Annotated in this window: 23 protein-coding genes; 7 read left to right on the top strand and 16 right to left on the bottom strand. The window is 68.7% G+C overall.

Translation table 11 applies throughout. From position 1 onward, the window contains the following. Positions 1-242: 242 nt before the first annotated feature. Both ACPCUW_RS20975 and ACPCUW_RS20970 read left to right on the top strand, forming a co-directional pair. Positions 243-1,199, top strand: coding sequence for an LLM class flavin-dependent oxidoreductase (locus tag ACPCUW_RS20975; protein ID WP_423426544.1), 957 nt, complete (start codon positions 243-245; stop codon positions 1,197-1,199). A 96-nt stretch (positions 1,200-1,295) separates the two neighbouring features. After that, positions 1,296-1,781 (top strand): carboxymuconolactone decarboxylase family protein, encoded by a 486-nt coding sequence (locus ACPCUW_RS20970; RefSeq protein WP_104366176.1) that lies wholly within the window; start codon positions 1,296-1,298, stop codon positions 1,779-1,781. A 70-nt stretch (positions 1,782-1,851) separates the two neighbouring features. Here the strand turns inward: ACPCUW_RS20970 and ACPCUW_RS20965 are convergent, their stop codons facing one another. The 8 genes from ACPCUW_RS20965 to ACPCUW_RS20930 form a co-directional block, all read right to left on the bottom strand. Then, complete coding sequence (locus ACPCUW_RS20965; RefSeq protein WP_064904604.1) at positions 1,852-2,892, bottom strand: hypothetical protein; 1,041 nt, start codon at positions 2,890-2,892, stop codon at positions 1,852-1,854. A gap of 41 nt (positions 2,893-2,933) precedes the next feature. Then, on the bottom strand, positions 2,934-3,419 hold the full coding sequence (locus ACPCUW_RS20960) for a hypothetical protein (protein WP_030518958.1): 486 nt from the start codon (positions 3,417-3,419) through the stop codon (positions 2,934-2,936). Between the two features lie 39 nt (positions 3,420-3,458). Then, on the bottom strand, positions 3,459-4,241 hold the full coding sequence (locus tag ACPCUW_RS20955) for an alpha/beta hydrolase (protein WP_423426542.1): 783 nt from the start codon (positions 4,239-4,241) through the stop codon (positions 3,459-3,461). A 50-nt stretch (positions 4,242-4,291) separates the two neighbouring features. Then, complete coding sequence (locus tag ACPCUW_RS20950) at positions 4,292-4,636, bottom strand: type II toxin-antitoxin system PemK/MazF family toxin (RefSeq protein ID WP_423426540.1); 345 nt, start codon at positions 4,634-4,636, stop codon at positions 4,292-4,294. Beyond that, positions 4,636-4,848, bottom strand: a complete 213-nt coding sequence (locus ACPCUW_RS20945; RefSeq protein ID WP_104390936.1) for a ribbon-helix-helix protein, CopG family — start codon at positions 4,846-4,848, stop codon at positions 4,636-4,638. The genes ACPCUW_RS20950 and ACPCUW_RS20945 overlap by 1 nt, the downstream gene beginning before the upstream one ends. A 36-nt stretch (positions 4,849-4,884) precedes the next feature. Continuing rightward, positions 4,885-7,386, bottom strand: coding sequence for a phenylalanine--tRNA ligase subunit beta (gene pheT / locus ACPCUW_RS20940; RefSeq protein ID WP_423426538.1), 2,502 nt, complete (start codon positions 7,384-7,386; stop codon positions 4,885-4,887). Positions 7,387-7,441: 55 nt separating this feature from the next. Beyond that, positions 7,442-8,590, bottom strand: a complete 1,149-nt coding sequence (pheS, locus tag ACPCUW_RS20935; RefSeq protein ID WP_423426537.1) for a phenylalanine--tRNA ligase subunit alpha — start codon at positions 8,588-8,590, stop codon at positions 7,442-7,444. Between the two features lie 373 nt (positions 8,591-8,963). Continuing rightward, positions 8,964-10,442 (bottom strand): MFS transporter, encoded by a 1,479-nt coding sequence (locus ACPCUW_RS20930; RefSeq protein ID WP_423426535.1) that lies wholly within the window; start codon positions 10,440-10,442, stop codon positions 8,964-8,966. Positions 10,443-10,586: 144 nt separating this feature from the next. Between ACPCUW_RS20930 and ACPCUW_RS20925 the strand changes: the two genes are divergently transcribed. Both ACPCUW_RS20925 and ACPCUW_RS20920 read left to right on the top strand, forming a co-directional pair. After that, a complete protein-coding gene (locus ACPCUW_RS20925) occupies positions 10,587-11,159 on the top strand; it encodes a TetR/AcrR family transcriptional regulator (RefSeq protein ID WP_064907476.1) in 573 nt (190 codons plus the stop codon). 185 nt (positions 11,160-11,344) lie between these two features. Continuing rightward, entirely contained in the window at positions 11,345-13,759 is a 2,415-nt protein-coding gene (locus ACPCUW_RS20920) for an MFS transporter (protein WP_423426533.1), read from the top strand. Positions 13,760-13,823: 64 nt separating this feature from the next. Here ACPCUW_RS20920 and ACPCUW_RS20915 read toward each other — a convergent pair whose 3' ends face one another. From ACPCUW_RS20915 to infC, 4 genes are all read right to left on the bottom strand, one after another. After that, positions 13,824-14,675 (bottom strand): TrmH family RNA methyltransferase, encoded by an 852-nt coding sequence (locus ACPCUW_RS20915; protein WP_423426625.1) that lies wholly within the window; start codon positions 14,673-14,675, stop codon positions 13,824-13,826. Between the two features lie 71 nt (positions 14,676-14,746). Then, positions 14,747-15,127 (bottom strand): 50S ribosomal protein L20, encoded by a 381-nt coding sequence (gene rplT / locus ACPCUW_RS20910; protein WP_423426531.1) that lies wholly within the window; start codon positions 15,125-15,127, stop codon positions 14,747-14,749. Positions 15,128-15,200: 73 nt separating this feature from the next. Next, the gene (rpmI, locus tag ACPCUW_RS20905; protein WP_030518931.1) at positions 15,201-15,395 is read right to left on the bottom strand and encodes a 50S ribosomal protein L35; all 195 of its coding nucleotides are present in this window, start codon (positions 15,393-15,395) and stop codon (positions 15,201-15,203) included. A gap of 66 nt (positions 15,396-15,461) precedes the next feature. Then, a complete protein-coding gene (gene infC / locus ACPCUW_RS20900; RefSeq protein ID WP_030518932.1) occupies positions 15,462-16,142 on the bottom strand; it encodes a translation initiation factor IF-3 in 681 nt (226 codons plus the stop codon). 377 nt (positions 16,143-16,519) lie between these two features. Here infC and ACPCUW_RS20895 point away from each other — a divergent pair, with 377 nt between their 5' ends. Next, positions 16,520-16,894, top strand: a complete 375-nt coding sequence (locus tag ACPCUW_RS20895) for a DUF1844 domain-containing protein (protein ID WP_030518933.1) — start codon at positions 16,520-16,522, stop codon at positions 16,892-16,894. 22 nt (positions 16,895-16,916) lie between these two features. On the opposite strand, the gene ACPCUW_RS20890 is transcribed toward ACPCUW_RS20895, so the two are convergent. The 3 genes from ACPCUW_RS20890 to ACPCUW_RS20880 all read right to left on the bottom strand — a co-directional run bounded on the left by ACPCUW_RS20890 (position 16,917) and on the right by ACPCUW_RS20880 (position 19,473). Continuing rightward, positions 16,917-17,531 carry a TetR/AcrR family transcriptional regulator gene (locus ACPCUW_RS20890; protein WP_064904615.1) on the bottom strand — a complete coding sequence of 205 codons (615 nt, stop codon included), beginning with the start codon at positions 17,529-17,531 and terminating at the stop codon, positions 16,917-16,919. Positions 17,532-17,536: 5 nt separating this feature from the next. After that, positions 17,537-18,364 (bottom strand): class I SAM-dependent methyltransferase, encoded by an 828-nt coding sequence (locus tag ACPCUW_RS20885; RefSeq protein ID WP_423426529.1) that lies wholly within the window; start codon positions 18,362-18,364, stop codon positions 17,537-17,539. Between the two features lie 140 nt (positions 18,365-18,504). Further along, positions 18,505-19,473, bottom strand: coding sequence for an NAD(P)H-dependent flavin oxidoreductase (locus ACPCUW_RS20880; RefSeq protein ID WP_423426528.1), 969 nt, complete (start codon positions 19,471-19,473; stop codon positions 18,505-18,507). A gap of 211 nt (positions 19,474-19,684) precedes the next feature. Here ACPCUW_RS20880 and ACPCUW_RS20875 point away from each other — a divergent pair, with 211 nt between their 5' ends. Further along, a complete protein-coding gene (locus tag ACPCUW_RS20875) occupies positions 19,685-19,906 on the top strand; it encodes a hypothetical protein (protein ID WP_030514590.1) in 222 nt (73 codons plus the stop codon). After that, positions 19,906-21,204, top strand: a complete 1,299-nt coding sequence (locus ACPCUW_RS20870) for a hypothetical protein (protein WP_423426527.1) — start codon at positions 19,906-19,908, stop codon at positions 21,202-21,204. The genes ACPCUW_RS20875 and ACPCUW_RS20870 overlap by 1 nt, the downstream gene beginning before the upstream one ends. 88 nt (positions 21,205-21,292) lie before the next feature. On the opposite strand, the gene uvrA is transcribed toward ACPCUW_RS20870, so the two are convergent. Continuing rightward, positions 21,293-24,247 (bottom strand): excinuclease ABC subunit UvrA, encoded by a 2,955-nt coding sequence (gene uvrA / locus ACPCUW_RS20865; protein WP_305779687.1) that lies wholly within the window; start codon positions 24,245-24,247, stop codon positions 21,293-21,295. Positions 24,248-24,286 lie beyond the last annotated feature (39 nt).

Below are 24,286 nucleotides of genomic sequence, written 5' to 3'. Positions count from 1 at the left end.
AACGTAGCGTCGGACACCGGTACGTTCACTGGTGGGAATATTCATATACCGCGCGGTCGGTTCTCAGAAAATGGCCACGATCCCCCCAATATCGAAAATTCAAACGTGCATAATCGAATTCGCCGAGGGGCAATTCGATGTCGCCGAATCGTTGCCGGCCGCGTCCGGCGACCGCGATAGCGGCACCCGGCCATACCCCGCAGGGAATTGCCGGCACTCGCACCGCGGCCCACGCTGGTCTCGTGAACGACATTCGATACGGCCTGCTCCTCCCCGGCGGCGTCGCGCAGTTGGAACGCGGCGGCGCGGCCCGCAGCCTGGCCGAGCTGGCGGTGACAGCCGAAGGAATGGGATTCGATTCGGTGTGGCTGGGCGATTCGCTGAGCCGGGCTCGGATCGAACCCCTGACGGTCCTGGCGGCCGCGGCGGCGGTGACCGAGCGGATCACCCTCGGGACGGCCGCGCTGATGCCGGCCTACCGGCACCCGGTACAGGCCGCCGCCACCCTCGCATCGCTGGACCAGCTCGCCTCCGGCCGACTGATCCTCGGCGTCGGCGCCGGATTCCCGGAACTCAGCCGCGCCGAATTCGACCTCGTCGGCGTGGACTACCGAACCCGCTTCTCCCAGCTCGACGACACCGTCGACCTGTGGCGGCGGCTGTGGTCCGGCAACACCTACCCCTTCCACGGCAAGGTTCTCCACTACGACTGGTTGCCGGACGTCCCGCAGCCGCATCGGCCGGGCGGACCGCCCATCTGGGCCACCGGCATCACGCCCGCCGCGCTCGCCCGGACCGGACGGCGCTACGATGGCTGGCTGCCCTACCCACCGGATGTGGCCGCCTACGCAGATGGCCTGGCCACCGTCCGGTCCGCCGCCTCCGCCGCCGGCCGCGCCGAAACATCCATTACTCCGGCACTTTTCGCGACCGTCTATCTCAGCGAGGACGCGCAGGAGGGCCGGGCGGCGCTGGACCGCTACGCGCAGGCGACCTACCGGATGCCGGTGGAGACGGTCGAAACGATCCAGGTCCTGCTGACCGGCACCGCCGAACACGTTGCGGCGCAACTGCATCGGTACATCGACGCGGGCGCCGAACACATCCTCCTGCGCATCGCCGCCCTCGACCCGGCCGAGTTCACCGGGCAATTGGCCCTGATCGAGTCCCTGCTACAGCCCATGACGATCTCGCGCTGATGTGCCGCACATCACTTTTCCGCACTGTCACATCGATCGCGTGAGCGGCATCTTGTGTGCGTTCCCGCCAACGATCACGACAGCAAGGACGACGTCATGGAATCCCGCTTCACCCTCACCGACAGTGCACTCGGCGCCAAGTTCGCCAAGCGATTCGGCAACACCAGCATGGTCATCCTCCAGTCGACGCTGCCCAAGGCCACCCAGGACCTGATGATGCTGCGCGTCAGCCAGATCAACGGCTGCGGGTGGTGCACCGATGTGCACAGCAAGGACCTCGCCGCCGCCGGGGAGCCCGCGGTGCGCATCAACCTGGTCGCCGCGTGGCGCGAGGCGTCGGTGTTCAGCGAGGCCGAGCGGGCCGCGCTGGCACTGGCCGAGGAGGGCACCCGGCTCGCCGACGCCCATCAGGGAGTTTCGGACGAGACCTGGGCGCAGGTGCGCAAGCACTACGACGAAGACCAGATCGCCGCACTGGTCGGCCTCGTCGCTCAGATCAACGCGGCCAACCGGCTCGGCGTGATCGTGCGCCAGCAGGGCGGCTCGTACGAGCCCGGCATGTTCGCCGATATCGACGGCTGATCAGCGAGCTCGGCCCGGCTCAGGGGTGTCGCCCCGGGCCGGGCCGCGGTCGCGGTTCGGGTGTGCCCGTCTACTGCGTGGCCTCGGCCAGGATCGCCAGCACCGGCTCCGAGGTGTAGAAGGGTTCGAGGCGTTCGCGAATCAGCTTGGCCAGCACGCCGTTTCGCTTCGCCGCCTCGACCACCGCGGGACCGTAGCGCAGGATCTCGGTGCGGATGTCGTCGGCGGACAGGCCCAGTTCGGGCAGCAGCGCGCCGAGGGTGTGGTCGCCGTATTTGGTGAAGAACACGTCGACGCACTCGTCGAGGAGCACACCCACGTACTCCTTGTCGCGGGTGGTGACGACGATCCGGTGTACCAGCAGGGCGAGTTCGCGCAGGTCGGCCTGGGTCAGGTAATCGCGCAGGCCGCTGACCGGCTCACCGGCGTGCAGATCCCAGAACTCCATCGCCGCGCCGTGCACCGGTGCGTCGCGCAGCATCTCCCGGATCGCGTTGTTGGTGCGCTTGAGGGCGAACATCGCGCCCTTACCGGCCATATCGCCGATGAAGGTGCCGCTGCTGGCCTTCTCGGCGGCCTTGCGGGCGGACTTGGCCGCGTTGGTGCCGAACGACACCAGCGATCCGACGCCCGGAACCTTGCTGGCCATCTGCCGGTTCGACTCCATGAAATCGTCGATCAGCTTGTCGACGAATTTGGACGCCGCCGTCGCGACCAAGGGGCTTTCGGTCAGCCGCTCCAGCAGGCGCTCCTGCGCCTGGTGCATGCCGAAGATCTTCTCCAGCAACGCTTCCACGGGCTCGCGGTCCACGACGTCACCGAGGGTGTAGTCGTTGTTCTCGGCGACGTTGTCGTAGATGGCGTCGGCGAACACGGCCACCGAATCCTGCAGCACCGGGCTGCCGCCGATGCGATTCACCACGGTGCGCACCGTCTGCCGCGCCTCCTCGACGGAGACCACATCGCGGAAGACGATGGTGTCGGCGACCGCCAGCACATCGTCCACATCGCGGGCGACGACCTCGGCGAACCGATCTCCCGTCACCTCCGCGAGCAGGTAGTCCACTTGCGCGTCGAGCAGTTTCGCGGCGATGTCCTGTGCTGCGGTCATCGGTTCCCCTTCAGCTGTCCGGACCGCCGGACCAGCCGGAATCACACGTCGTCGCGCAGCGACTTCCGGATCTCGTCCAGGCGTTCCCGCGCGGCTTTCTCCCGCGCCTGCCATTGTTCGTCGGCGCTGCGGCCCGCCGGTGTCTGCCGGTCGAGTTCGCCCAACCCCTGGGCGGTGCCGTAGCGCTGCTCGACCTTATCGCGAACTGACTCGAAAGTAGGGACTCCGGATTCGGAGTATCCGCCGGGCACCCCGAAGCCCTCCGGCGGCAGCGGCACGCCCGAGCCCACCGCGACCTGCCCGAATCCGCCCGAGATCGGCGGCGGCACGGCGGCGGCCGCACCGGGAGTGTCCGAACTCACATCGACCTCCGGTTCGGCATGAGTGGGGCGGGCCGCCAGTTCGGCCGCGGTCAGATGCAACTTCTCCAGACCCGGCCGGCCCGTGGTCGCGGTGACCACGACCTCGAGCAGATCCTCATCCTGCATCGCGGCGAGCAGGGCCGCCATATCACCGGTTTCGGACATGCACCCAGGCTACGCACCGCGACCGCGGTCCGGCCGATTTCACTCGCCGGTCACCGACTCCACGCCCGCGAGAACCTCGCGAACCCACGCCGATACGGTTCCCGACCACCCGGGAATCGAGACCAGGGTGTTGTGACCGGCGTTGGGGTAGATCAGCAGCCGCTTGGGGTCGGCCGCCGCCGCGTGCAGCGTCCGGCCCATCTCGACCGGGAGCAGTTCGTCGGCGTCGCCGTGCATGACGAACGTCGGCACGCGCAGGGTGCGGAGTCGCTGCAGAGTCGGAAACGCGTTCGGCACCAAGGCTTTCGGAATGAAGGGGTAGACCGCGCGGGCCGCGTCGCGCAGGCCGGTGAAGGTGGACATCAGAATCATCGCGGCGGGCGGATATTCGGTCGCCAGTTCGGTGACCACCGCGCCGCCGAGCGATTTACCGAGATAGACAACGCGTTTCGGTTCCACGCCGGACTGTTCCAGCAGCGCCCGGCGGGCGGCGCGGGCGTCCAGATACAGCCCGCGTTCACTCGGCCGGCCCGGACTGCGACCGTAACCGCGATAGTCGAAGGTCAGCACGTTCAAGCCGGCCGCAGCCAGCAATGCCAGGATCGGCGAGCGATCACCGATATTGCCGCCGTTGCCGTGGGCGTACAGCACGTGGGCGATCGGCTTCTCGGCGCGCACGAACCAGGCATTGATCCGGGCTCCGTCGGCCGCGGTGAGCCAGAGCTCCTCGTGGTCGAAGCCGAACTGCTCGGGCGTCATCGTGATCCGACGTTCGGGATGGAACGTCAGCGCGTTGAGCACGCCCTCGGCCGGATGTCGCATAACCCCTTCTTAGCGCCGACTACCACCAAGTCTCCACTCGGCCGCTGAATTCACAGGTTCAGATGCAGGCGTAGCGCCCGGTCCAGGTCCTTGACCAGCGCGGGTGGCAAGGTGCCGAGCACCCGCCCTATCCGTTCCACAGATACCGAACGAACCTGTTCGGCCTGCGCTTTCGACGCCACTCGCAACCCTGGGACATCCTCCAACAGCACCTGGAACGGAAAGATTCTCTCCGTGTTGCTCGTCACCGGCACCACGGTGACCACACCGCGTCCGAGCTGTACAGCACGCCGGTTGGCGCCGTCGTTGCTGACGACGACGGCGGGACGAGTCTTCGCCACCTCGTTTCCTCGAACCGGGTCGAGGTCGACCAGCACGACGTCCCCGCGCCGCACTACAGGTCACCGGTCGCGACCGACCAGGCAGCTTCCTCGCCCGCTTCTTCCCACTCTTCCCACGCCTGTTCATAGGCATCTTCCAGTGCGCGGGCACGCAGCAGCTCGATGGCTTTGTGCACAGCGGCGGACCGACCAGGCAAATCCGACCGACGCACTTCCTCGTCGATCGTCGCCAGGTCGTCCTCCGACAGACTCACACTCAGCTTCATACCCATGATGCTACCAGGGTAGGAATATGGTTCACACTATCCACGCAGAACCGCGCCTACGGCGTCGGCCGCCGCCGCGACCGCGGAATCACGGGCCGCGCTCGCCTCGTCCTCGGTGAGGGTGCGGTCACTCGCGCGGAAGCGCAGGGCGTAGGTGAGGGATTTGCGGCCCTCGCCCGCCTGGGCGCCCTCGTAGACGTCGAACAGCGCGATGTCCTCGAGCAGCTCGCCCGCACCGGTGCGCAGCGCCGATTCGACCTGGGCCGCGCCCACGGTCTTGTCGACACTCACCGACACGTCCTGCAGAACCGCCGGGAAGGCGGAAACCACGGGGGCGGGACGGGATTCGCGCAGCGGCAGCGCGTCCAGATCCAGTTCCAGCGCACAGGTGCGCGGCGGCAGACCGCTGCGCTCCAGCACGGCCGGATGCAGTTCACCGGCATGGCCCACGACCGTGCCGTCGACGAGCAGTTCCGCGCAGCGGCCCGGGTGGAACGGCAGGTAGGCGGCGGCGCGGCGCTCGATGGTGACGCCGGCGGCATCGGCCACGGCGTCGGCGAGCGCGAAGGCGTCGGCCGCCTCGGCGACCCGGCCGGGCCCCCACGGGCCGCGCGGCTCGCGTCGGCCGGTCAGGACCGCGGCAACGTGCACCGGCTGGGCGGGCAGCGACTCGATCAGCTCGCGAATCTGCTCGTCGGTGGGCCGGCGGTCGACCGGCAGTTCGGCCACCCCGCGGGTGTTCGGACCGGGCAGGACGACCTGGGCGATGCCGTAGATCGACAGATCGCGCTCACCCCGGGAGATGTTGCGGGCGGCCACCTCGAGCAGGGCGGGCAGCAGCGTGGTCGCCAGTTCCGCCTTCTCCACGTCGAGCGGGTTCAGCACGCGCATCGTGTCGCGGCGCGGATCGTCGGCGTCCAGACCCCAGGTGTCGAAAACCCCGGCGGTCATGAAGATCGGCGCGGGAACCTCCACACATCCGGAGAAGGCGAGCGCACGGCTCACGGCGCGGCGACGGCGCTGCACGGCGGTGAGGCCGCGCCCGGCCGGAGCGGTCGGCAGCACCGACGGAATCTGCTCCAGGCCCTCGAGCCGCAGCACCTCCTCCACCAGATCGGCGGGCTGGACGAGGTCGGGCCGCCAGCTCGGCGGGGTCACCACCAGCTGACCGTGGCCGGTCTCGCTGACGCTCACCTCGACCGCGCAGCCGATCTGCGCGAGCCGGCGCGCCGAGGTGCCGGTGGGATAGACCACGCCCGCGGTGCGGTCGGCCAGATCGATATCCATCCGGATCGGTTCGACGGCAGGCACCGGGAGCCGCACGTCGGTCAGCGCGGGTTCCACTGTGCCACCGGCGATTTCGGCCAACAGCGTGGCGGCGCGGTCGAGCGCGGCGACGTTGATCTCGGGATCGACGACGCGCTCGTAGCGTTTACCCGCCTCCGACACCAGCTTGTGCCGGCGCGCGGTGCGATAGACCGCCAGCGGATTCCAGGTCGCCGCCTCCAGCAGGATGTCGGTGGTGGCGTCGCCGACCTCGGTGCTCGCGCCACCCATGATGCCGGCCAGCGAGATCACCCCCGAATCGTCGGTGATGACGACATCTTCGGCGTCCAGCACCCGCTCGACCTCGTCGAGCGTGCGCAACGTCTCACCGGTGTGCGCGCGCCGGATCACCAGCGGCCCGGTCACTTTCGCCGCATCGAAGGCGTGCAGCGGCTGGCCCAGTTCGAGCATGACGTAGTTGGTGACATCCACCGCGGGCGAGATCGGCCGCACACCCGCCAGCAGCAGCCGGCGCTGCAACCACCACGGGCTCACCGCGTTCGGGTCGACGCCGGTGACCTTGCGCACCGCGAAGCGGGTGCAGCCGGATTCCGGTTCGACGGTCACCGAATACGCGTCGGCCTCGTCGTCGGGCAGCGTGCGCACCGCGGGATCGGCGTAGTCGAGATCGAAACCGCACGCGAGTTCGCGCGCCAGGCCACGCACCGAGAAGCAGTAGCCACGGTCCGGGGTGATGTTGAGTTCGATCACCGTGTCGTCGAGGCCCAGCAGTTCGTTGGCGTCGGCGCCCGGTTCGGCGGTGCCCGGCTCCAGCACCAGAATGCCCGAATGGTCCTTGCCGATACCGAGTTCGGCGACCGAGCAGATCATGCCGTTGGAGACGTGGCCGTAGGTCTTGCGCGAGCTGATCGCGAATCCGCCCGGCAGCACGCCGCCCGGCAGCACCACCACGACGAGGTCACCGACCGCGAAATTGCGCGCGCCGCAGACGATCTCCTGCAGTTCCGGCTTGCCGATATCGACTTTGCAGAAGCGGATCGGCTTCTTGAACTCGGTCAGCTCGGTGATCTCGGCGACCCGGCCGACCACCAGCGGGTGCTCGATATCGCCGGTGACCGGCGCGAGGGTGTCGAGTTCCTCGACCTCGAGGCCCACGCGGACGAAACCGGCGTCGAGCTCCTCGGGGGTCAGCGACCAGCCGGGGGTGGTCCGCTGCAGGGTTTCCGTCAGCCAGGACTGCGCTACTCGCACGTGACGTTTCGCTTCCTCGTATGAAGGTTCTCGGGTGGTGGATTGAGGGCCGGACTCAGGCGCGGATGCCGAACGGCAGCGTGAAGCGCACATCGCCCTCGACGATGTCGCGCATATCCGGAATGCCGTTGCGGAACTGCAGGGTGCGTTCGAGTCCCATACCGAAGGCGAATCCGCTGTAGACCTCGGGATCGATACCGCTGGCGATCAGCACCTTCGGGTTGACCATGCCGCAGCCGCCCCATTCGACCCAGCCGGCGCCGCCCTTCTTGTCCGGGAACCACACATCGACCTCGGCGGAGGGCTCGGTGAACGGGAAGTAGTTGGGCCGCATGCGAGTTCGCGTGTCGGGACCGAACAGCGCCCGCGCGAACGCGTCCAGGGTGCCGCGCAGATGCGCCATGGTCAGTCCCTTGTCCACCGCCAGACCCTCGACCTGGGAGAAGACCGGGGTGTGGGTGGCGTCGAGTTCGTCGGTGCGGAAGGTGCGGCCCGGGCAGACCACGTAGATCGGCAGCTCGCGCGACAGCATCGAGCGCACCTGGACCGGGGAGGTGTGGGTGCGCAGGACCTGGCGGGAGCCTTCCGCGTCCGAGGCGTCAGGGCCGGAGGCGGTAGCGGAGCGTGACCCCGCAGGCCCAGCCCCGGACGCCGATATATACCGCGCTACGTGGAAGGTGTCCTGCATGGTGCGGGCCGGGTGGTCGGGCAGGAAGTTCAGCGCGTCGAAGTTGAAGTGCTCGGTCTCGACCTCGGGGCCCTCGGCGACCTCCCAGCCCATGCCGACGAAGACGTCCTCGATCTGCTCGGAGATCACCGTGATGGGATGACGCGCGCCGATCGCACCGCGCCGGGCCGGCAGCGTCACGTCGATCGCCTCGGCGACCAGGACGGCGGCGTCGCGTTCGGCGAGTAGCTCGGCGCGGCGGGCCTCGAAGGCGTCCGAGACGCGGCCGCGGGCCACGTTCACGCGCTTACCGGCGTCGGCCTTGTCCTGCTTGGGCAGCCCGCCCATCGCCCGCTGAGCCAGGGCGATCGGCGATTTGCCGCCCATATGCTCGGTCTTGGCGGTGGCGAGCGCATCCAGGTCGGCCGCGGCCGCGAACGCCTTCTCCGCGGCGGCGGCAGCAGCGGAGAGAGACTCTTCGCTGAGCGCCTCCGCCGGCGTCGCTGACTGCTCGGCTGCATCCTTCTCGTCGGCCACGATGGTTCGTCTCTCCCCTGGGCTGGTCGGGTCCGTGCGGTTGCCTGCATACGCACATCGGGCATCGGCACATGCGATACACGACTACGCGATGCCAACTATTGTCGCTGGTCGAATCGTAGGCGATGTCGGCAGGCCGCCTCACACGGATATTTCCGGCGTTCGGACGTTCCGCGGCATCGGCCCGAACACCGGCAATCGGTCCATCGGAGGCGGCGACAGGGAAGGGCGCGTCGCCCGAGATCCGGGCGCGCGCCTGGGCAGGCCATCCTGCGAGCCGATATATGGGGTACGCATCCCCGGCGTCCGGCCCGGCCTCGCCGATCGATGCGGACCGGGCCTACTGCTCACCGACGGCGCGCCGGGCCCGATGTCATGCGTCGGCCGATACGGTCACAGCGTCGCGGTCCGATTCCCGCGCGCCGGCCGGCGCCTCGATCGCGACGAGGTGCCGGGGCAACCGCAGCAGGACGATCACCGCCCCGGCCGCCACGATCACCGCGCCGGTCCACACGGCCGGGACCAGCCCGTCGACGAATCCCTGCGGACTCGCATACGACCCGTGCGAGGCGAAGATCGAGGCCAGAATCGCCACACCGATCGCGACACCCACTTCGCGCACGGTGTTGTTCGTTCCCGAGGCCATGGCCCGATCCTCGGCGGCGGCACTCGCCATCACGACGGTCGCGCTGGGCGCGAAGGTCAAGCCCATGCCGACGCCGCCGAGCACCATGGCGCCGATGAACGAGCCGTAGCCGGCGTCGACCGTGCTCACCGTCGCCATCCAGGCCAGGGCCGCGGCGAGCATCGCCTGCCCGGCCACCAGCAGGGTGCGGGCGCCGATCCGGCCGACGACGAGGCCCGCCACGGGCGCCACGACCATCGGCGCGGCGGTCCAGGGAAGCGTGCGCAGACCGGATTCGAAGGGGCTGTAGCCGCGCACGACCTGGAAGTACTGCGAGATCAGGAAGATCGCGCCGAAAACGCCGACCGCGAAGGTGAAGCTGGTGATGTTGCTGACCCGGAAGGCACGCGACCGGAACAGTCGCAGTGGCAGCATCGGGGCCGGGGTTCGCATCTCCCAGGCGATGAAGGCGGCCAGCAGCGCGGCCCCGCCGAGCAGTCCGCTCAGCACCGGCGCGGAGGTCCAGCCGTCGTCGGCGCCGTGCACGACCGCCCACACGATCGCCAGCACCCCGCCCGCCGACAAGACCAGCCCGAGCGGATCGAAACGTCGTGCGCCGCCGAATGATTCACCGAGCACCCGGGCCGCGAAGGGCAGCACCGCGATGCCGATCGGCACGTTCAGCCAGAAGATCCACTGCCAGCTCAGGCCGCCGACGACAGCGCCGCCGACCACCGGCCCCACCGCGATGCCCAGTCCGGAGATGCCGCCCCAGATGCCGATCGCGGCACTGCGCATCTTCTCCGGCACCGCGTCGGACAGCAGCGTCAGCGACAGCGGCATGACCGCCGCGCCGCCGAATCCCTGGATCGCGCGGGCGGCGACCAGCATCCACGGCTCGGTGGCCAGGGCGCAGGCCGCCGACGCGGCGGTGAACAGCGCGATGCCGGCGAGGAATATCCGGCGCCGGCCGAAGCGGTCTCCGAGTGCGGAGGCCGTGAGCAGCAGCGACGCGAAGGACAAGGTGTAGGCGTTGACGAACCATTGCAGGTCGCTCAACGAGGCGTTCAGTTCGGTGCGAATCACCGGCAGCGCGTTGGTGACGACCAGGTTGTCCAGGGCGACCATGAACATCGGGATGCCGACGGCGGCCAGGACCGCGCCCAGCGGTCGGCGGAGGGAGCCGGCCGTGCCGGCACGGGGGATGGTTTCGAGGGTGGAGGTCATCGCAGATCCTTTGTTGTTATCGACTGATAACTTGATGCCGAAAGAGTATGCATCCACTGATAACATGTCAACAGGTAGCGATGCCGGGCTCGATCCCCGCCCGCATCGCGCTACCGTGACCGTCGGACGATCGCGAGGAGGACCATGGCGGACTCGACCCGCACGCGGCTGACCGCAGCCGAGCGCAGCGAGCAGGTACTGGCCGCTGCGGTCACCGCATTCGCCGAAACCGGTTACGCCGCAACGAAAACCGATGAGATCGCCCGCCTCGCCGGTGTGTCGCAGCCCTATGTGATCCGGCTGTTCGGCACCAAGGAACGCCTGTTCGTCGCCGCGGTCAATCGGTCCTGCGCGCGGATCGAAGAGGTTTTCCGCGCCGCGCGCGCCGACGCACCGGCGAACGCGACCCCACAGGAAGCACTGAAGGCGCTCGGCAAGGGCTACGAGACCTTCCTCGCCGAACGGGAACTGCCGCTCCTGCTGCTGCACGGCTTCTCCGCCAGCGCCGATCCCGCGATCGGCGACCACGTGCGCGAGCGGTTCGGGCGCATCTACGACCTGGTCCGCGAACTCACCGGCGCCGACGCCGACGATGCCCGCCAGTTCATGGCCACCGGCATGCTCATCACCGTCATGACCGCCATGCAGGTGATCGGACCCGATGCGGTGCCGACCCGCTGGGCCGAGGAAATCAACGCCTGCTTCGAGGACGACTGACCAGCCGTTTCGCCCTCCGCGCCCGGATGTGATCGAACACACCGGACGTTCGGCCTTTGCGCAGGGTTCTCACAGGATTATAGTTACTTTCGTTAATCAACTTGTTTGATATCCCCCGAACACTTGTGATGCGGCGACGTCGGCGACCGGCCGACCGCCGCATCAACGCTTCCGGAAAGAGAACGATGGCAATCACCTCTGCGAACGACGTCGCGCGCAGATCCCCGGAACCGGGTGAGACGGCGGCGATGACGCACCGGCAGATCATGGAGGCCCTGTCCGGTCTGCTGCTGGGCATGTTCGTCGCGATCATCTCCTCCACGATCGTGACCAATGCGCTGCCGAAGATCATCGGCACGCTGGGCGGCGGACAGTCCGCCTACACCTGGGTCGTCACCGCCTCCCTGCTCGCGATGACGGCCACCACCCCGCTGTGGGGCAAACTCGCCGACCTGTTCAGCAAGAAGGCACTCGTCCAGATCGCTCTGCTGATCTACGTGGCCGGCTCGGTGGTCGCGGGTCTGTCGCAGAACCCGGGCATGCTGATCGCTTGCCGCGCGGTGCAGGGCATCGGCGCCGGCGGTCTGTCCGCGCTGGCCCAGATCGTGATGGCCGCGATGATCTCCCCGCGCGAACGCGGCCGCTACAGCGGCTATCTGGGCGCGGTGTTCGCGGTGGCGACCGTCGGCGGCCCGTTGCTCGGCGGTGTCATCACCGACACCAGCTGGCTGGGCTGGCGCTGGTGCTTCTACGTCGGTGTGCCGTTCGCGGTGGTCGCGCTGATCGTGCTGCAGCGCACGCTGCGTCTGCCCGTCACCCGGCGCGAGGTGAAGGTCGACTGGCTGGGCGCCTTCCTGGTCACCGCGGCGGTGTGCCTGCTGCTGGTGTGGGTCACCTTCGCCGGCGACAAGTACGCGTGGGCTTCCTGGCAGACCCTGACGATGGTGCTCGGCGCCGTCGCGCTGGCCTTGCTGTTCGTCTTCGCCGAACTGCGGGCCGCCGAGCCGATCGTGCCGATGCACCTGTTCGCCAACCGCACCATCAGCCTCGCCTCGGCCGCCTCGCTGTTCATCGGTGTCGCGATGTTCGCGGGCACCGTGTTCTTCAGCCAGTACTTCCAGCTGGCGCGCGGCGAATCGCCCACGATGTCGGGCATCATGACCATCCCGATGATCGGCGGCCTGTTCATCTCCTCGACGGTGTCGGGCCAGATCATCACCCGCACCGGCCGGTGGAAGGCATGGCTGGTCACCGGTGGTTTGCTGGTGACCGCCGGTCTGGGCCTGCTCGGCACCATCCGCTACGACACCAACTACTGGCTGGTCGCGATCTACATGGCGATGATGGGCCTGGGCATCGGTATGACGATGCAGAACCTGGTGCTGTGCACCCAGAACCAGGTGGCGCCGCACGAACTCGGCGCGGCCAGCTCGCTGGTGACGTTCTTCCGCAGCCTCGGCGGTGCGATCGGCGTCTCGGCGCTCGGCGCGGTGATGGCCGAGCGGGTGAAGGACTACATCAGCGACGGTCTGAGCCACCTGAACCCGGCCGCGGCGCAGGCCATGGGCGGCGGCAGCCGGATTCCGGACATCGCCGCGCTGCCCGGTCCGGTCCGCACGGTCGTCGAGGACGGCTACGGTCACGGCATCGCCGACGTGTTCCTCATCGCGGCGCCCATCGCGCTCGTCGCCTTCCTGCTGACGCTGTTCATCAAGGAGGTCGCGCTGCGGACCACCGGCGCGCTGGCACAGGCCGCCGAGTCGGGGCCGGAACCGGTGCTGTCGGCCCAGGTCATGGCCGAGGACGCCTCGGGCCTGGTCCCGGAGGAGTTCGTGAGCACCGGGATCATGGTCCACGGCCGCGTCCTGGCCGGTGACGGCACGCCGGTGACGCGCACAGCGCTCACCCTGATCTCCCCCACCGGCCGCCAGATCGGCCGTGCGATCGCTCGCGGCGACGGGCACTACGCGCTCGACGCCCCGGAACCCGGTTCCTATGTGCTGATCGCCTCGGCCGACGGATTCCAGCCGCAGGCCACGCCGATCACGGTGGGTACGCGGCCGCTGGAACACGATGTGCGGCTGAGCGGTATGAGCGGATTGGCCGGCACCGTGCGGGCGGCCGACGACGGCACGCCGGTGGCCGATGCGCTGGTGATCGTCACCGACAGCCGCGGCGATGTGCTGGCGGCGGGCGCGTCCGGGCCCGAGGGCGACTACGCGCTGACCGAACTGGTTCCCGGACCGGTGACCGTCGCGGTGAACGCCGCCACGTTCCAGCCGGTGGCGTTGCCGGCGGAGGTCGCGGGCCAGGGCATCACCCAGCTCGACGTGGTGCTGTCGCGCGGCGCGCAGCTGCGCGGTGTCGTGCACGGTGCGCACGGTCCGCTGCGCGATGCCCGGGTGACCCTCGTCGACGCGGCGGGTGCGGTGATCGACAGCACCACCACCGACGCCGACGGCAGTTATCTGTTCGCCAACCTCGCGGTCGGCGACTACACGGTGGTGGCGTCCGGCTACCCGGAAACCACCTCCACGCTGACCCTGGCCGCGGGCACCGGCGACAACCACGTGATCGAGCTGGCACACCCGCGCGACTGATCGACGTGAGTGTGGGCGCCGGATTCGGAAACCCGGCGCCCACAGCCATATTCGGGGCACGAGGTCAGCGGTGGCGGACCCGCGCGTCGGCGTAGAGGCAGATCGCCGCGGCGGCGGCCAGATTCAGGCTTTCCGCGCGGCCGTGGATGGGGATGCGGATGCGGTGGTCGGCGCGGGCCGCGACCGCTGGGTCCAAGCCGTGCGCCTCGTTGCCGAAAAGCCATGCGGTGCCGCCGGATTCGCCCGCGGTACGCAGCAGGTCGTCGGCGTCGTCGAGATCGACCTCACCGCGCGCGGTCGTCGCCAGCACGGTGATGTCGTTGTCGCGCAGCGCATTCAGCACGGCGTCGATATCGCGGTCGCGCGCGATCGGGACGTGGAACAGGCTGCCCGCGCAGGCGCGCACACATTTTCCGTTGTGCGGATCCACCGAATCACCGGCCAGCACCACACCATCGGCGCCGACCGCGTCGGCCACGCGAATCAGGGTGCCGGCATTGCCGGGGTCGGCGGTCTCGACCGGGACGGCGAGCAGGCGGGCGCCCGAGGCGAGTCCCGGCACGGCACCGGCTGCCGCCGGTGCATCCTCGTGCCGCGGCGAAACGACTTGCGACAGTGGCACATCCACGAGGCGGCAGACCGCGACCAAACCGGGCGGGGTGACCGTCTCACCCAGATGTTCGGCGGCCCGCTCGCTCACCAGCGTCGTGCGGACCCCGAGCGCGGCGGCCGTCGCCACCAGTTCGTGCTCGCGTTCGGCGGCGCGATTCGAGTAGAACAACTCCTCGACCCGCTCGGTATCCAGCGCCGCGGCCACGGAATTGGCGCCCTCGGCCAGGAAGAGGCCGGTCTTGCGGCGGGATGCCGAGCGGTGCAGCTTGACAGCGGAAACGACCCGCGGATTGCGTTCCGACAGTTCCGGATTCGTCCGGTCGTCGGAGCCGCGCTCCGCGGGTCGTTTCGACGTGTTGGTCAACTGGTCGCAGCTCAGGCGGCCGGGGCGTTGACATCCTCCGGCAGGGCGGCCTTGGCCACCGCCACCAGGCCGGCGAACGCCTCGGCGTCGGAGACGGCGAGCTCGGCGAGGATCTTGCGGTCGACCTCGACACCCCCGGCCTTCAGGCCCTGGATGAAGCGGTTGTAGGTGATGTCGTTGAGCCGAGCCGCGGCGTTGATGCGCGCGATCCACAGCTTGCGGAAGTCACCCTTGCGAGCCCGGCGGTCCCGGTAGGCGTAGGTGAGCGAGTGCAGCTGCTGTTCCTTGGCCTTGCGGTACAGCCGCGAGCGCTGCCCACGGTAGCCCTTGGAGGCCTCGAGCACGGAACGGCGCTTCTTCTGAGCGTTGACGGCCCTTTTGACGCGTGCCACTGGTCAGTCCTTGTTCGATCGAGGGGCGCGGCGGCGCCCACAGGTTGGGAGAGGGAACGGTGCGCGAGTGCGCTCAGATACCGAGCAGCTTCTTCACGCGACGGACGTCAGCGGGCGCGACGACCTCCGTGCCGTCCAGACGACGAGTCCGGCGGCTGGACTTGTGCTCGAGCAGGTGGCGACGGTTCGCCTGCTGGCGCAGCAGCTTGCCGCGACCGGACACCTTGAATCGCTTCGAGGTGCCGCTGTGGCTCTTCATCTTCGGCATGGATTCCTCAATCTTGTCTCGTTCCGGCGACATCGCATCGTGCGATACCGCCGGTGCTGTATCGGTTTACTGCGGGCTGGCCGCTTCGGCTTCCGGCGCGGGCGCCGAACCGGCCGCAGCGTCGCCCCCAGCGGGCGCGGAACTGCCGGGCGCCGCACCACGCTGCGCGGTCTGCTGCGCGGCGGTCTGCGCCTTGACCCGGGTCTTCGCACCCTTGTGAGGCGCGAGGACCATCGTCATGTTCCGGCCGTCCTGCTTGGCGGAGGTCTCCACGAAGCCGAGGTCGGCGACGTCGGAGGCCAGCCGCTGCAGCAGCCGGAAACCGAGTTCGGGACGCGACTGCTCGCGACCACGGAACATGATGGTGACCTTGACCTTCGACCCGGCCTCGAGGAACCGCATCACGTGTCCCCGTTTGGTCGCGTAGTCGTGGTCATCGATCTTCGGGCGGAGCTTCTGCTCCTTGATCACGGTCTGCTGCTGGTTCTTGCGGGACTCGCGCGCCTTCTGCGCGGTCTCGTACTTGAACTTGCCGTAGTCCATGATCTTGCAGACCGGTGGACGCGCGTCCGGTGCGACCTCGACGAGGTCGAGGTCAGCCTCTTGGGCGACGCGTAGTGCATCTTCAACACGCACGATCCCCACCTGCTCACCACCCGGTCCGATGAGTCGGACCTCGGGCACGCGGATGCGATCGTTGATGCGGGTCTCAGTGCTGATGGGGCCTCCTAGGTCAAGCGGTGTCATCCAACGACCGCGAGCAACAACTGCAACCCCATACCCAACACGAAAGCCCCGTTGCGGTATTTCACCGCCACGGGGCCCGAATGTCGACCGGTCGCCGCGGGCGTCCACCAACAGGACTGCCACCTCGACCTCGCCACGGACGGATCCGAGCGAGAAACCCGCCGCATACGGCGGGTGACCGGACCATCGAACCTGGCACGCAGGCCGGCCGATGGTGGGAGTCGGGCTCCACTTACAGCCCCGAGCCGGTGCGCTGGATCGGTTCCAGCACGGGACCGGGGCGGTCGTCGCCAACCACTTTAACACCGGAGGCGCCTCTACTCCCAATCGGCCGCCCCCGCAACCCGGCGACGCGAACCCGATGACATGCTACGGATATGAGCGAGCATGCCGGCGACCCGTCGGCCCTGAGTGAGTCCGCGGATCCGGAAACGGTGCGGGAGCTGGCCGATATCCCCGCCGTCGAGGTGATCAGCCGGGCCGCGGTGATGCTGATGAGCTCGGCCGCCGAGAAGCTGGGCCTCGCCGACGAGGACCCCGATTCCAGCCCGCGTCGCGATCTGGACGAGGCCCGGCGCGTGATCACGGCCCTCGCCGGGCTGGTGACGGCGTCGGTCGAATATCTGGGCCCCCACGCCGGACCCATCCGCGAGGGTCTGCAGTCGCTGCAGCGCGCGTTCCGGGAGTCGTCGGCACATCCGGACGCGCCGGGTGCGGGACCGGGCGAGAAGTACACCGGGCCGGTGTACTGAGCTCGGGCATCCGCCGCGCGGATCACCGCACAGCGATCCCCGACAGCAGAGTGGCGACGACGGCGGCGACCGGGGGCGGCGCGAACGGACGCGGCGTTCCCGAGAGCAACGACGAGAGCACCGCGTCGTGGCAGATGCCGACCAGGACCGCGGCGGCCGCATCGACATCCGCGTCGGCCGCCAGTCGGCCCAGATCGCGTTCGGCGCGCAGATAGACCACCAATTCCTCGCGCCAGATTCGCTGCCGGCCTTCGGTTTCGGCGAATCTGGCGAGGACCGCGGGCTGGGTGATCAGGCCCGCGAACACCGGCAATACCGCCTGATGCAGCGCCAGCCCCTGGCGCAGGCACACCGCCAGATTCTCCGCGAGATCGCCGCTACCGGCGGCGGGCAGCGGCGGGAAGCTCCGATCCACCGATTCCACGTGGGCCCGCAGCGCCGCGGCGAGCAGTTCCTCCTTGTCGGCGAAATGGTTGTAGAGCACCCCGTCGGACACCCCGGCCGCCCGCGCGATGGCACGCACGGTGAGCCCGGCGCTGCCCTGTTCGGCGAATAGCTTCTCGGCCGTGGCGATCAGATGGGCGCGCAGATCGCGATCGTCGCGGTCGTGCAGCGCCGCCGCCCGTCGGGGTGACATGGGATCTACGGTAGTGCGACGGTGGCGGTGACGAGCCGGGAGGCCGCGCGCAACCGGATCGGACCGTCGCCCGCGAACGGCGCGAGAGCGGCGGCGACGTCGGTCCGCACCTCGGCATCGGTGGCGAAGTCGTTGCGCATCCGGTGGTACCGCACCGGCCCCCAGCCCACGACGAATTCGGTGGCATCGTCGACATCCGCGCCCCAGACGCTGTCGGTGACGACGAGTTCGTTCGCGACATCGGCGAACCCCGCCGCGCCGAGCAGATCGGCGGTGGCCGCGGGATCGGCGAAGGCGTTGAAGCCGTGCCCCACCTCGAATCCGGGCAGATGTGTTGCCGCCGCGGCGAATACGGCACTGACGTCGGAATCCGACATCGCCGGTACGGCGATCGCGAGCCGCCCGCCCGGCCCCAGCGCGCGGGCGATATTGGTGAACGCCGCCACCGGGTCGGCGAAGAACATGATGCCGAACCGGCTCACCGCCACATCGAAGGAGCCGGGCGCGAACTCGAACACCTGCGCATCGCCCTGATGAAACGAAACATTGTGCACGCCTTCGACTTCGGCGAGCGAGCGCGCCCGCGCGAGCATCGGCCCGGAGAGGTCGACTCCGATCGCCGAGGCCGCCCGCCGGGCCGCCTCGCGCGTCAATTGACCGTTACCGCAGCCGATATCGAGGACCCGATCTCCGGCCGCGATACCGGCCGCCGCCAGCAACGGCTCGTTGATCCCCGAGTTCACCGCGTCGTAGCGGTCGGCGTTCCCGGCCCAGTGTTCACCCTCGTACCCGTTCCACGCCTCCGATTGGGCGGTATTGACGATCGCGGTCATGGGAGTCTCCTTCGAGTCATTATGAACGTCTGTTCATGAACGTGTGTTCATAATGATGGACGCGTCGCCCTGTGGTCAAGGTCCAGGCGGATTTCGGCCCGATAGTGAACGGCGCTACGACAGCGGCGCCGTCGTCGAACTCAGTCCTCGCGCACCGTGATTCGGCGCAGCGCCGCTTCGGTTTCGGCGGCGAGCACACCCACCAGTTCGGTGGCCGAAGCGATCGAGGTGATCCGGTCGACGGCCTGGCCCGCCCACACCGGAACGGCGGTGAGGTCGTTGCGGGCGGCGGCTTCGCGGTAGTCGCGCAGGGCGGCCTCGTCGGTACGCAGTTCGTCGTCGCGGCCGCGCCAGTGGTCGAGGAAGGTGTTGCGCAGGGTGCGGGCCGGATATCTCTCCGGCCACGGTGCGCCGCGAGCGATGTCGAGCGTCCAGTTCACCTCGGTATCGGCGCCGGCGGCGTCCACCAGGGCCTTGCCCAGTTCGGCGGGCACGAGAGCCTCGTGGGTCGCCTGGAAGCGGGTGCCCACCATCGCCCCGGCCGCGCCGAGCGCCAGCGCGGCCGCGATCGCACGACCGTCGGCGATGCCACCGGCCGCGAGCACCGGCACCGCACCCGCCAGATCGACGATCGTCGGCACGAACGACAGCGTCCCGATGCCCTGGGCCGCACAGTGACCACCGGCGTCGCTGCCCTGCGCCACCAGCACGTCCGCGCCCGCGTCCAGCGCCCGCCGCGCCTCGTCGGCATCGGTGACCTGCACGATCAACACCGCACCCGCGTCCCGGACGGCGGCCGCGAGCGGCATCGGGTCCCCGAAGGACAGCACCACCGCCGCTGGATCGAACGACAGCGCGTGGTCGAGTACGGCTCGGTCGATCGCCCAGCTCAGGAAGCCGACTCCCCATGGCGCGGTGGTGTTCTCGCGCACCAGCCGCAGTTCGCGCTCGACCCATTCCCGGTCGCCGCGACCACCACCGACGAGCCCCAGACCGCCCCCGTCGGAGACCGCGGCGGCCAGGGCCCCGCCCGCTTCGCCCCCCATGGGCGCGGACACGATCGGGTGGCGGACGGAGAGGATTTCGGTGAATGCGGTCGGGATCGCCATGCCCCGATCGTCGCAGGTGTGCGCGGCGGACCTGACGGCGGCGTGCGGACCGGCCGGTCGTTGTCGTGCTCGAGCACTCGCCGCTTTTCGCGGTGACTTACCCCAATGCGGGCATTTCCGCCCTCGCCCCGCGGTAGCCGGCTTCTATGATTCGCCGGATGTCTTCGTGGGTACGTTCCAGCGGAAGACGTGACGAATACCGGGGTGCAGCATGACCGCCAGAAGAGATCTGGACCACGAACTCGGCGGGCCGATCGCCGCCACGGATCTACTGACCGATCACGAGTGCGCGGACCTGTTGTCGCTGTTCACGCAGGCACGTCGTGAGGAGGCGCAGGCGCTGTCGCAGTCGGTGGACTCGATGATCAGCGCCCTGCCGCGGCCGCTGCGGGCGCCGGCGAAGAAGATCATGTTCGGGAACCTGCTGGACTGATGACGGATCCGGTAACCCGCGCCCAGCTCATCCTGCTCGCCCGCACGTTGCACGTTCCACCGGAACGGCTCGCTCATCTGGAGCGCCTCGGCGCCCGGAATCTGCACGAACTGCAGCAGCGGATGGCCGCGATCGTCTTCGATCAGCATGCCGAAACCTTCAAGCGGATCAGCAGATTGGTGCCGATCATTCCGCTCGGCATCTCGATGCCGCTGGTACAGAAGCTGGTGCCGCCGGCGCTGACCGGGCGCGCGGCCGGCGCGGTGGGCGTCGATCACCCGAAGAAGGCCGCCGAAACCGTCGCACTGCTCGGCATCGGCTACGCGGCCGACTGTGCGCCGTATCTGGACCCGCGCACGGTCGGTGAACTGGCCGATATCGCGCCGCCGGAACCGATCGTGCAGATCGTCAACGAGGTGCTTCGCCGGCGCGACTACATCACCGCGGGGCCGTTTCTCGGCTACGCGTCACCCCGGCTGATCGAAGCCGTGGAGCGCGGCGTTCCCGACGACGAAGGCCTGATCTTCTCGGCGTCGTTCGCCTTCTCCACCAGCGCCCTGACCTCCGTGCTGCGCCAGTTGCTCAACGGCCCGGCGCGCCGGATGCCGCGCATGATCCAGACCGTCCTGCACGGGTCACCGGAGTTGCGGCTGGCGGCGTTGTCGATCTTCGCGCGCTGCGATACCGATGTCGTCGCCGACGTAGGAGATATCGTGCTGGGCGTCGGGACGCCCGCCCTCCTGGGCAATCTGGTGACGACCGCGATCCACGGCCGGGCGGTGCGCGATATGGCCGTCTTCTTCGACACCTTGCGCCCGCCCGCCCTGGCGGCGATCGCGGCACTGCCGATTTTCACCGATACCGCGGTGGCCGCCGCCCTGCTGCAGGGCCTGGAGGGCTGCTCCGATCCGGCGCCCTGGCGCGGGTTGTTCGCCCTGCTGGCACTGCTCGATCCGGCGATGCGGCCGGCGCTGGCCGATATGCTCGCCCAGCAGTCCGACGCCACTATCGCGGCGCTGCCCTCGCATGCCACCGAGGCCGATCTGTGGCCCGTCCTGCTGGAAATCATTGCGGCGGGCGATCATTCGGTCCAGGCGCGGATCGGCAGCCGCTGGGCGATGCTGCCGCCGGAACGCCGCGCGGGCGTGCAATGGCATCTGGACGAACGCAGTGAGGACCCGCGGCTGACCACGGTGGCCGACGCGGTGGCTGCCAGTTCGGTGTCGGTGGAAGAGGTCTTCTTCCGGCGCCGGCAGCTCGGCCGCCGCCGCGGCGCCGACAGCTGGGACGCGGTCTGATCGAGCGCGACCTACCGGGGCCGCTGATACCGATCGACATCGTTGAGAGACGGACCCGCTGGAAACCAGCGGGTCCGCCGCGCGATGCTCAGCCGACGGCAGCCGTCTTGCGACGTCCGGCGGGCTTCGCAGCCGCCGACTTGGCGGCCGTCGCCTTCTTGGTCTTCGTCGCCTTCGCCGGTGCGGCGGGCTTGTCGAGAACCTCGCGCAGGAACTGGCCGGTATAGCTGTCGGCAACGGCCGCAATGTCTTCCGGGGTGCCCTGTGCGATCACGGTGCCACCGCCGGAGCCGCCCTCGGGACCCATGTCGATCACCCAGTCGGAGGTCTTGATGACGTCGAGGTTGTGTTCGATGACGATGACGGTGTTGCCCTTGTCGACCAATCCGTTGATCACCGCGAGCAGTTTGCGAATGTCCTCGAAGTGCAGGCCGGTGGTCGGCTCGTCGAGGATGTAGACCGTGCGCCCGGTCGAGCGTTTCTGCAGTTCGGCGGCCAGCTTCACGCGCTGCGCCTCACCACCGGACAGCGTCGGGGCGCTCTGCCCCAGCCGCACATACCCCAGGCCGACATCGACCAGGGTCTTGAGGTATCGGTGGATCGAGGTGACCGGCTCGAAGAAGTCGGCCGCCTCCTCGATCGACATGTCGAGCACCTCGGCGATGGTCTTGCCCTTGTAGTGCACCTCGAGGGTTTCCCGGTTGTACCGGGCGCCGTGGCACACCTCGCAGGGCACGTACACATCCGGCAGGAAGTTCATCTCGATCTTCAACGTGCCGTCGCCGGAACAGGCCTCGCACCGGCCGCCCTTGACGTTGAAGGAGAACCGGCCCGGCTGATAGCCGCGCACCTTGGCCTCGGTGGTGGCCGCGAACAGGGTGCGGATCTTGTCGAAGACGCCGGTGTAGGTGGCCGGGTTGGAGCGCGGGGTGCGCCCGATCGGGGACTGGTCGACCTGCACCAGCTTGTCGAGGTGGTCGAGACCGTTGATCCGGGTGTGCCGACCGGGCACCTGCCGCGCACCGTTGAGCTTGTTCGCCAGCACGGTCGCCAGGATGTCGTTGACCAGCGTCGACTTGCCGGAACCGGAGACGCCCGTGACCGAGGTCAGCACGCCGAGCGGGAAGGCCACATCGATGCCGCGCAGATTGTGCTCGTTCGCGCCGACCACGGTGAGCTGCTTCTTCTTCGACACCGGCCGGCGTACCAGCGGCACCTCGATCACTTCGCGGCCCGAAAGATAGGCGCCGGTCAGCGAATTCGGATCCTCGAGCAGACCCGGGTACGGGCCGCTGTAGACGACCTGGCCGCCGTGCTCACCGGCCAGCGGGCCGATGTCGACCACCCAATCCGAGGAGTGGATGGTGTCCTCGTCGTGTTCGACCACGATCAGCGTATTGCCGAGATTCCGCAGCCGCGTGAGGGTTTCGATCAGGCGCCGGTTGTCGCGCTGATGCAGGCCGATGGACGGCTCGTCGAGCACGTACAGCACGCCGACCAGTCCCGAACCGATCTGGGTGGCCAGCCGGATGCGCTGCGCCTCACCGCCGGACAGCGTCGCCGCCGCCCGCGACAGCGTCAGATATTCCAAGCCCACGTCGAGCAGGAAACCCAGCCGGGCCTGAATCTCCTTGAGTACCTGACCGGCGATCGCGGCCTCCCGCTCCCCCAGCTCGAGCGAGTTCAGGAAGCGCGAGCAGTCGCGGATCGAGAGATCGCACACCTCGGCGATGGAACGGCGTCCGGCTTCGGCGTTGAGGGTGACGGCCAGAATCTCCGGGCGCAGCCGCGCACCGCTACAGACCGGGCACGGCACATCGCGCATGTACCCGTCGTAGTGCTCCTTCATCTGCTCGGACTCGGTGCTCTCCAACCGCCGCTGCAGGAACGGCATCACGCCCTCGAAGTCGGCATAGTAGGACCGCTTGCGGCCGTAGCGGTTGGTGTAGGACACGTGCACCTGATCGGAGCTGCCCTCGAGCACCGCCTTACGGGCCTTGAGCGGCAACGTATTCCACGGCGCGTCCATCGAGAAGCCGATCGCCTCGGACAGCCCGGACAGCAGCCGGTTGAAGTATTCGGCGGTCTGCCCGCGCGACCACGGGGCGATCGCGCCGTCGTTGAGGCTCAGTTCCGGGTCGGGCACCACCAGATCCGGATCGACCTCCTTGCGAATGCCGAGACCGGTGCAGTCCGGGCAGGCGCCGTACGGCGAGTTGAAGGAGAACGACCGCGGTTCCAGATCCTCGATATCCAGCGGATGACCGTTCGGGCAGGCCAGTTTCTCCGAGAACCGCCGCTCGCGGTCGTGGGCGTGTTCGTCGCGGTCGACGAAGTCCAGGACCACGATGCCGTCGGCCAGCCGCAGCGCCGTCTCGATCGAATCCGTCAGCCGCTGTTTGGAAGTCGGCTTGACGGCCAGCCGGTCGATCACGACCTCGATGTCGTGCTTCTCCTGCTTCTTCAGCTTCGGCGGCTCGGTGAGCGGATACACCACACCGTCGACCCGCACCCGGGAATAGCCCTGGGTGTTGAGCTGGTCGAACAGGTCCACGAATTCGCCCTTACGGGTCCGCACCACCGGGGCCAGCACCTGGAAGCGGGTGCCCGGCTCCATCTCCAGCACCTGATCCACGATCTGCTGCGGGGTCTGCTTGGCGATCAGTTCACCGCAAACCGGGCAGTGCGGGGTTCCGGCGCGGGCGTACAGCAGGCGCAGGTAGTCGTAGACCTCGGTGATGGTGCCGACGGTCGAGCGCGGATTGCGGTTGGTCGACTTCTGGTCGATCGACACCGCCGGGGAGAGTCCCTCGATGAAATCCACATCGGGCTTGTCCATCTGCCCCAGGAACTGGCGGGCGTACGCCGACAGCGATTCGACGTAGCGACGCTGGCCCTCGGCGAAGATGGTGTCGAAGGCGAGGCTGGATTTGCCGGACCCGGACAGTCCGGTGAACACGATCAGGCTGTCGCGTGGCAGGTCGAGGTCCACTCCCTTCAGGTTGTGCTCCCGAGCTCCGCGCACGGTCAACAGATCCGCCACCGGCTGTCCCTTCTCGATCGAAATTCGGCATCCAGAATC

The organism is Nocardia sp. AB354 (assembly GCF_049538315.1).
GTDB classification, from domain to species: Bacteria; Actinomycetota; Actinomycetes; order Mycobacteriales; family Mycobacteriaceae; genus Nocardia; species Nocardia nova.
Note: the sequence above shows the minus strand (reverse complement) of the source record. Positions and strands in the feature narration are given on the sequence as shown.

What these genes read in the sequence shown, in the direction of transcription:
- ACPCUW_RS20970 (WP_104366176.1), top strand. Translation starts at nt 1,296, where the DNA reads ATGGAATCCCGCTTCACCCTCACCGACAGTGCACTCGGCGCCAAGTTC.
- ACPCUW_RS20965 (WP_064904604.1), bottom strand. Translation starts at nt 2,892, where the DNA reads ATGACCGCAGCACAGGACATCGCCGCGAAACTGCTCGACGCGCAAGTG.
- ACPCUW_RS20960 (WP_030518958.1), bottom strand. Translation starts at nt 3,419, where the DNA reads ATGTCCGAAACCGGTGATATGGCGGCCCTGCTCGCCGCGATGCAGGAT.
- ACPCUW_RS20955 (WP_423426542.1), bottom strand. Translation starts at nt 4,241, where the DNA reads ATGCGACATCCGGCCGAGGGCGTGCTCAACGCGCTGACGTTCCATCCC.
- ACPCUW_RS20945 (WP_104390936.1), bottom strand. Translation starts at nt 4,848, where the DNA reads ATGAAGCTGAGTGTGAGTCTGTCGGAGGACGACCTGGCGACGATCGAC.
- ACPCUW_RS20930 (WP_423426535.1), bottom strand. Translation starts at nt 10,442, where the DNA reads ATGACCTCCACCCTCGAAACCATCCCCCGTGCCGGCACGGCCGGCTCC.
- ACPCUW_RS20925 (WP_064907476.1), top strand. Translation starts at nt 10,587, where the DNA reads ATGGCGGACTCGACCCGCACGCGGCTGACCGCAGCCGAGCGCAGCGAG.
- ACPCUW_RS20920 (WP_423426533.1), top strand. Translation starts at nt 11,345, where the DNA reads ATGGCAATCACCTCTGCGAACGACGTCGCGCGCAGATCCCCGGAACCG.
- rpmI (WP_030518931.1), bottom strand. Translation starts at nt 15,395, where the DNA reads ATGCCGAAGATGAAGAGCCACAGCGGCACCTCGAAGCGATTCAAGGTG.
- infC (WP_030518932.1), bottom strand. Translation starts at nt 16,142, where the DNA reads ATGACACCGCTTGACCTAGGAGGCCCCATCAGCACTGAGACCCGCATC.
- ACPCUW_RS20895 (WP_030518933.1), top strand. Translation starts at nt 16,520, where the DNA reads ATGAGCGAGCATGCCGGCGACCCGTCGGCCCTGAGTGAGTCCGCGGAT.
- ACPCUW_RS20890 (WP_064904615.1), bottom strand. Translation starts at nt 17,531, where the DNA reads ATGTCACCCCGACGGGCGGCGGCGCTGCACGACCGCGACGATCGCGAT.
- ACPCUW_RS20885 (WP_423426529.1), bottom strand. Translation starts at nt 18,364, where the DNA reads ATGACCGCGATCGTCAATACCGCCCAATCGGAGGCGTGGAACGGGTAC.
- ACPCUW_RS20880 (WP_423426528.1), bottom strand. Translation starts at nt 19,473, where the DNA reads ATGGCGATCCCGACCGCATTCACCGAAATCCTCTCCGTCCGCCACCCG.
- ACPCUW_RS20875 (WP_030514590.1), top strand. Translation starts at nt 19,685, where the DNA reads ATGACCGCCAGAAGAGATCTGGACCACGAACTCGGCGGGCCGATCGCC.
- ACPCUW_RS20870 (WP_423426527.1), top strand. Translation starts at nt 19,906, where the DNA reads ATGACGGATCCGGTAACCCGCGCCCAGCTCATCCTGCTCGCCCGCACG.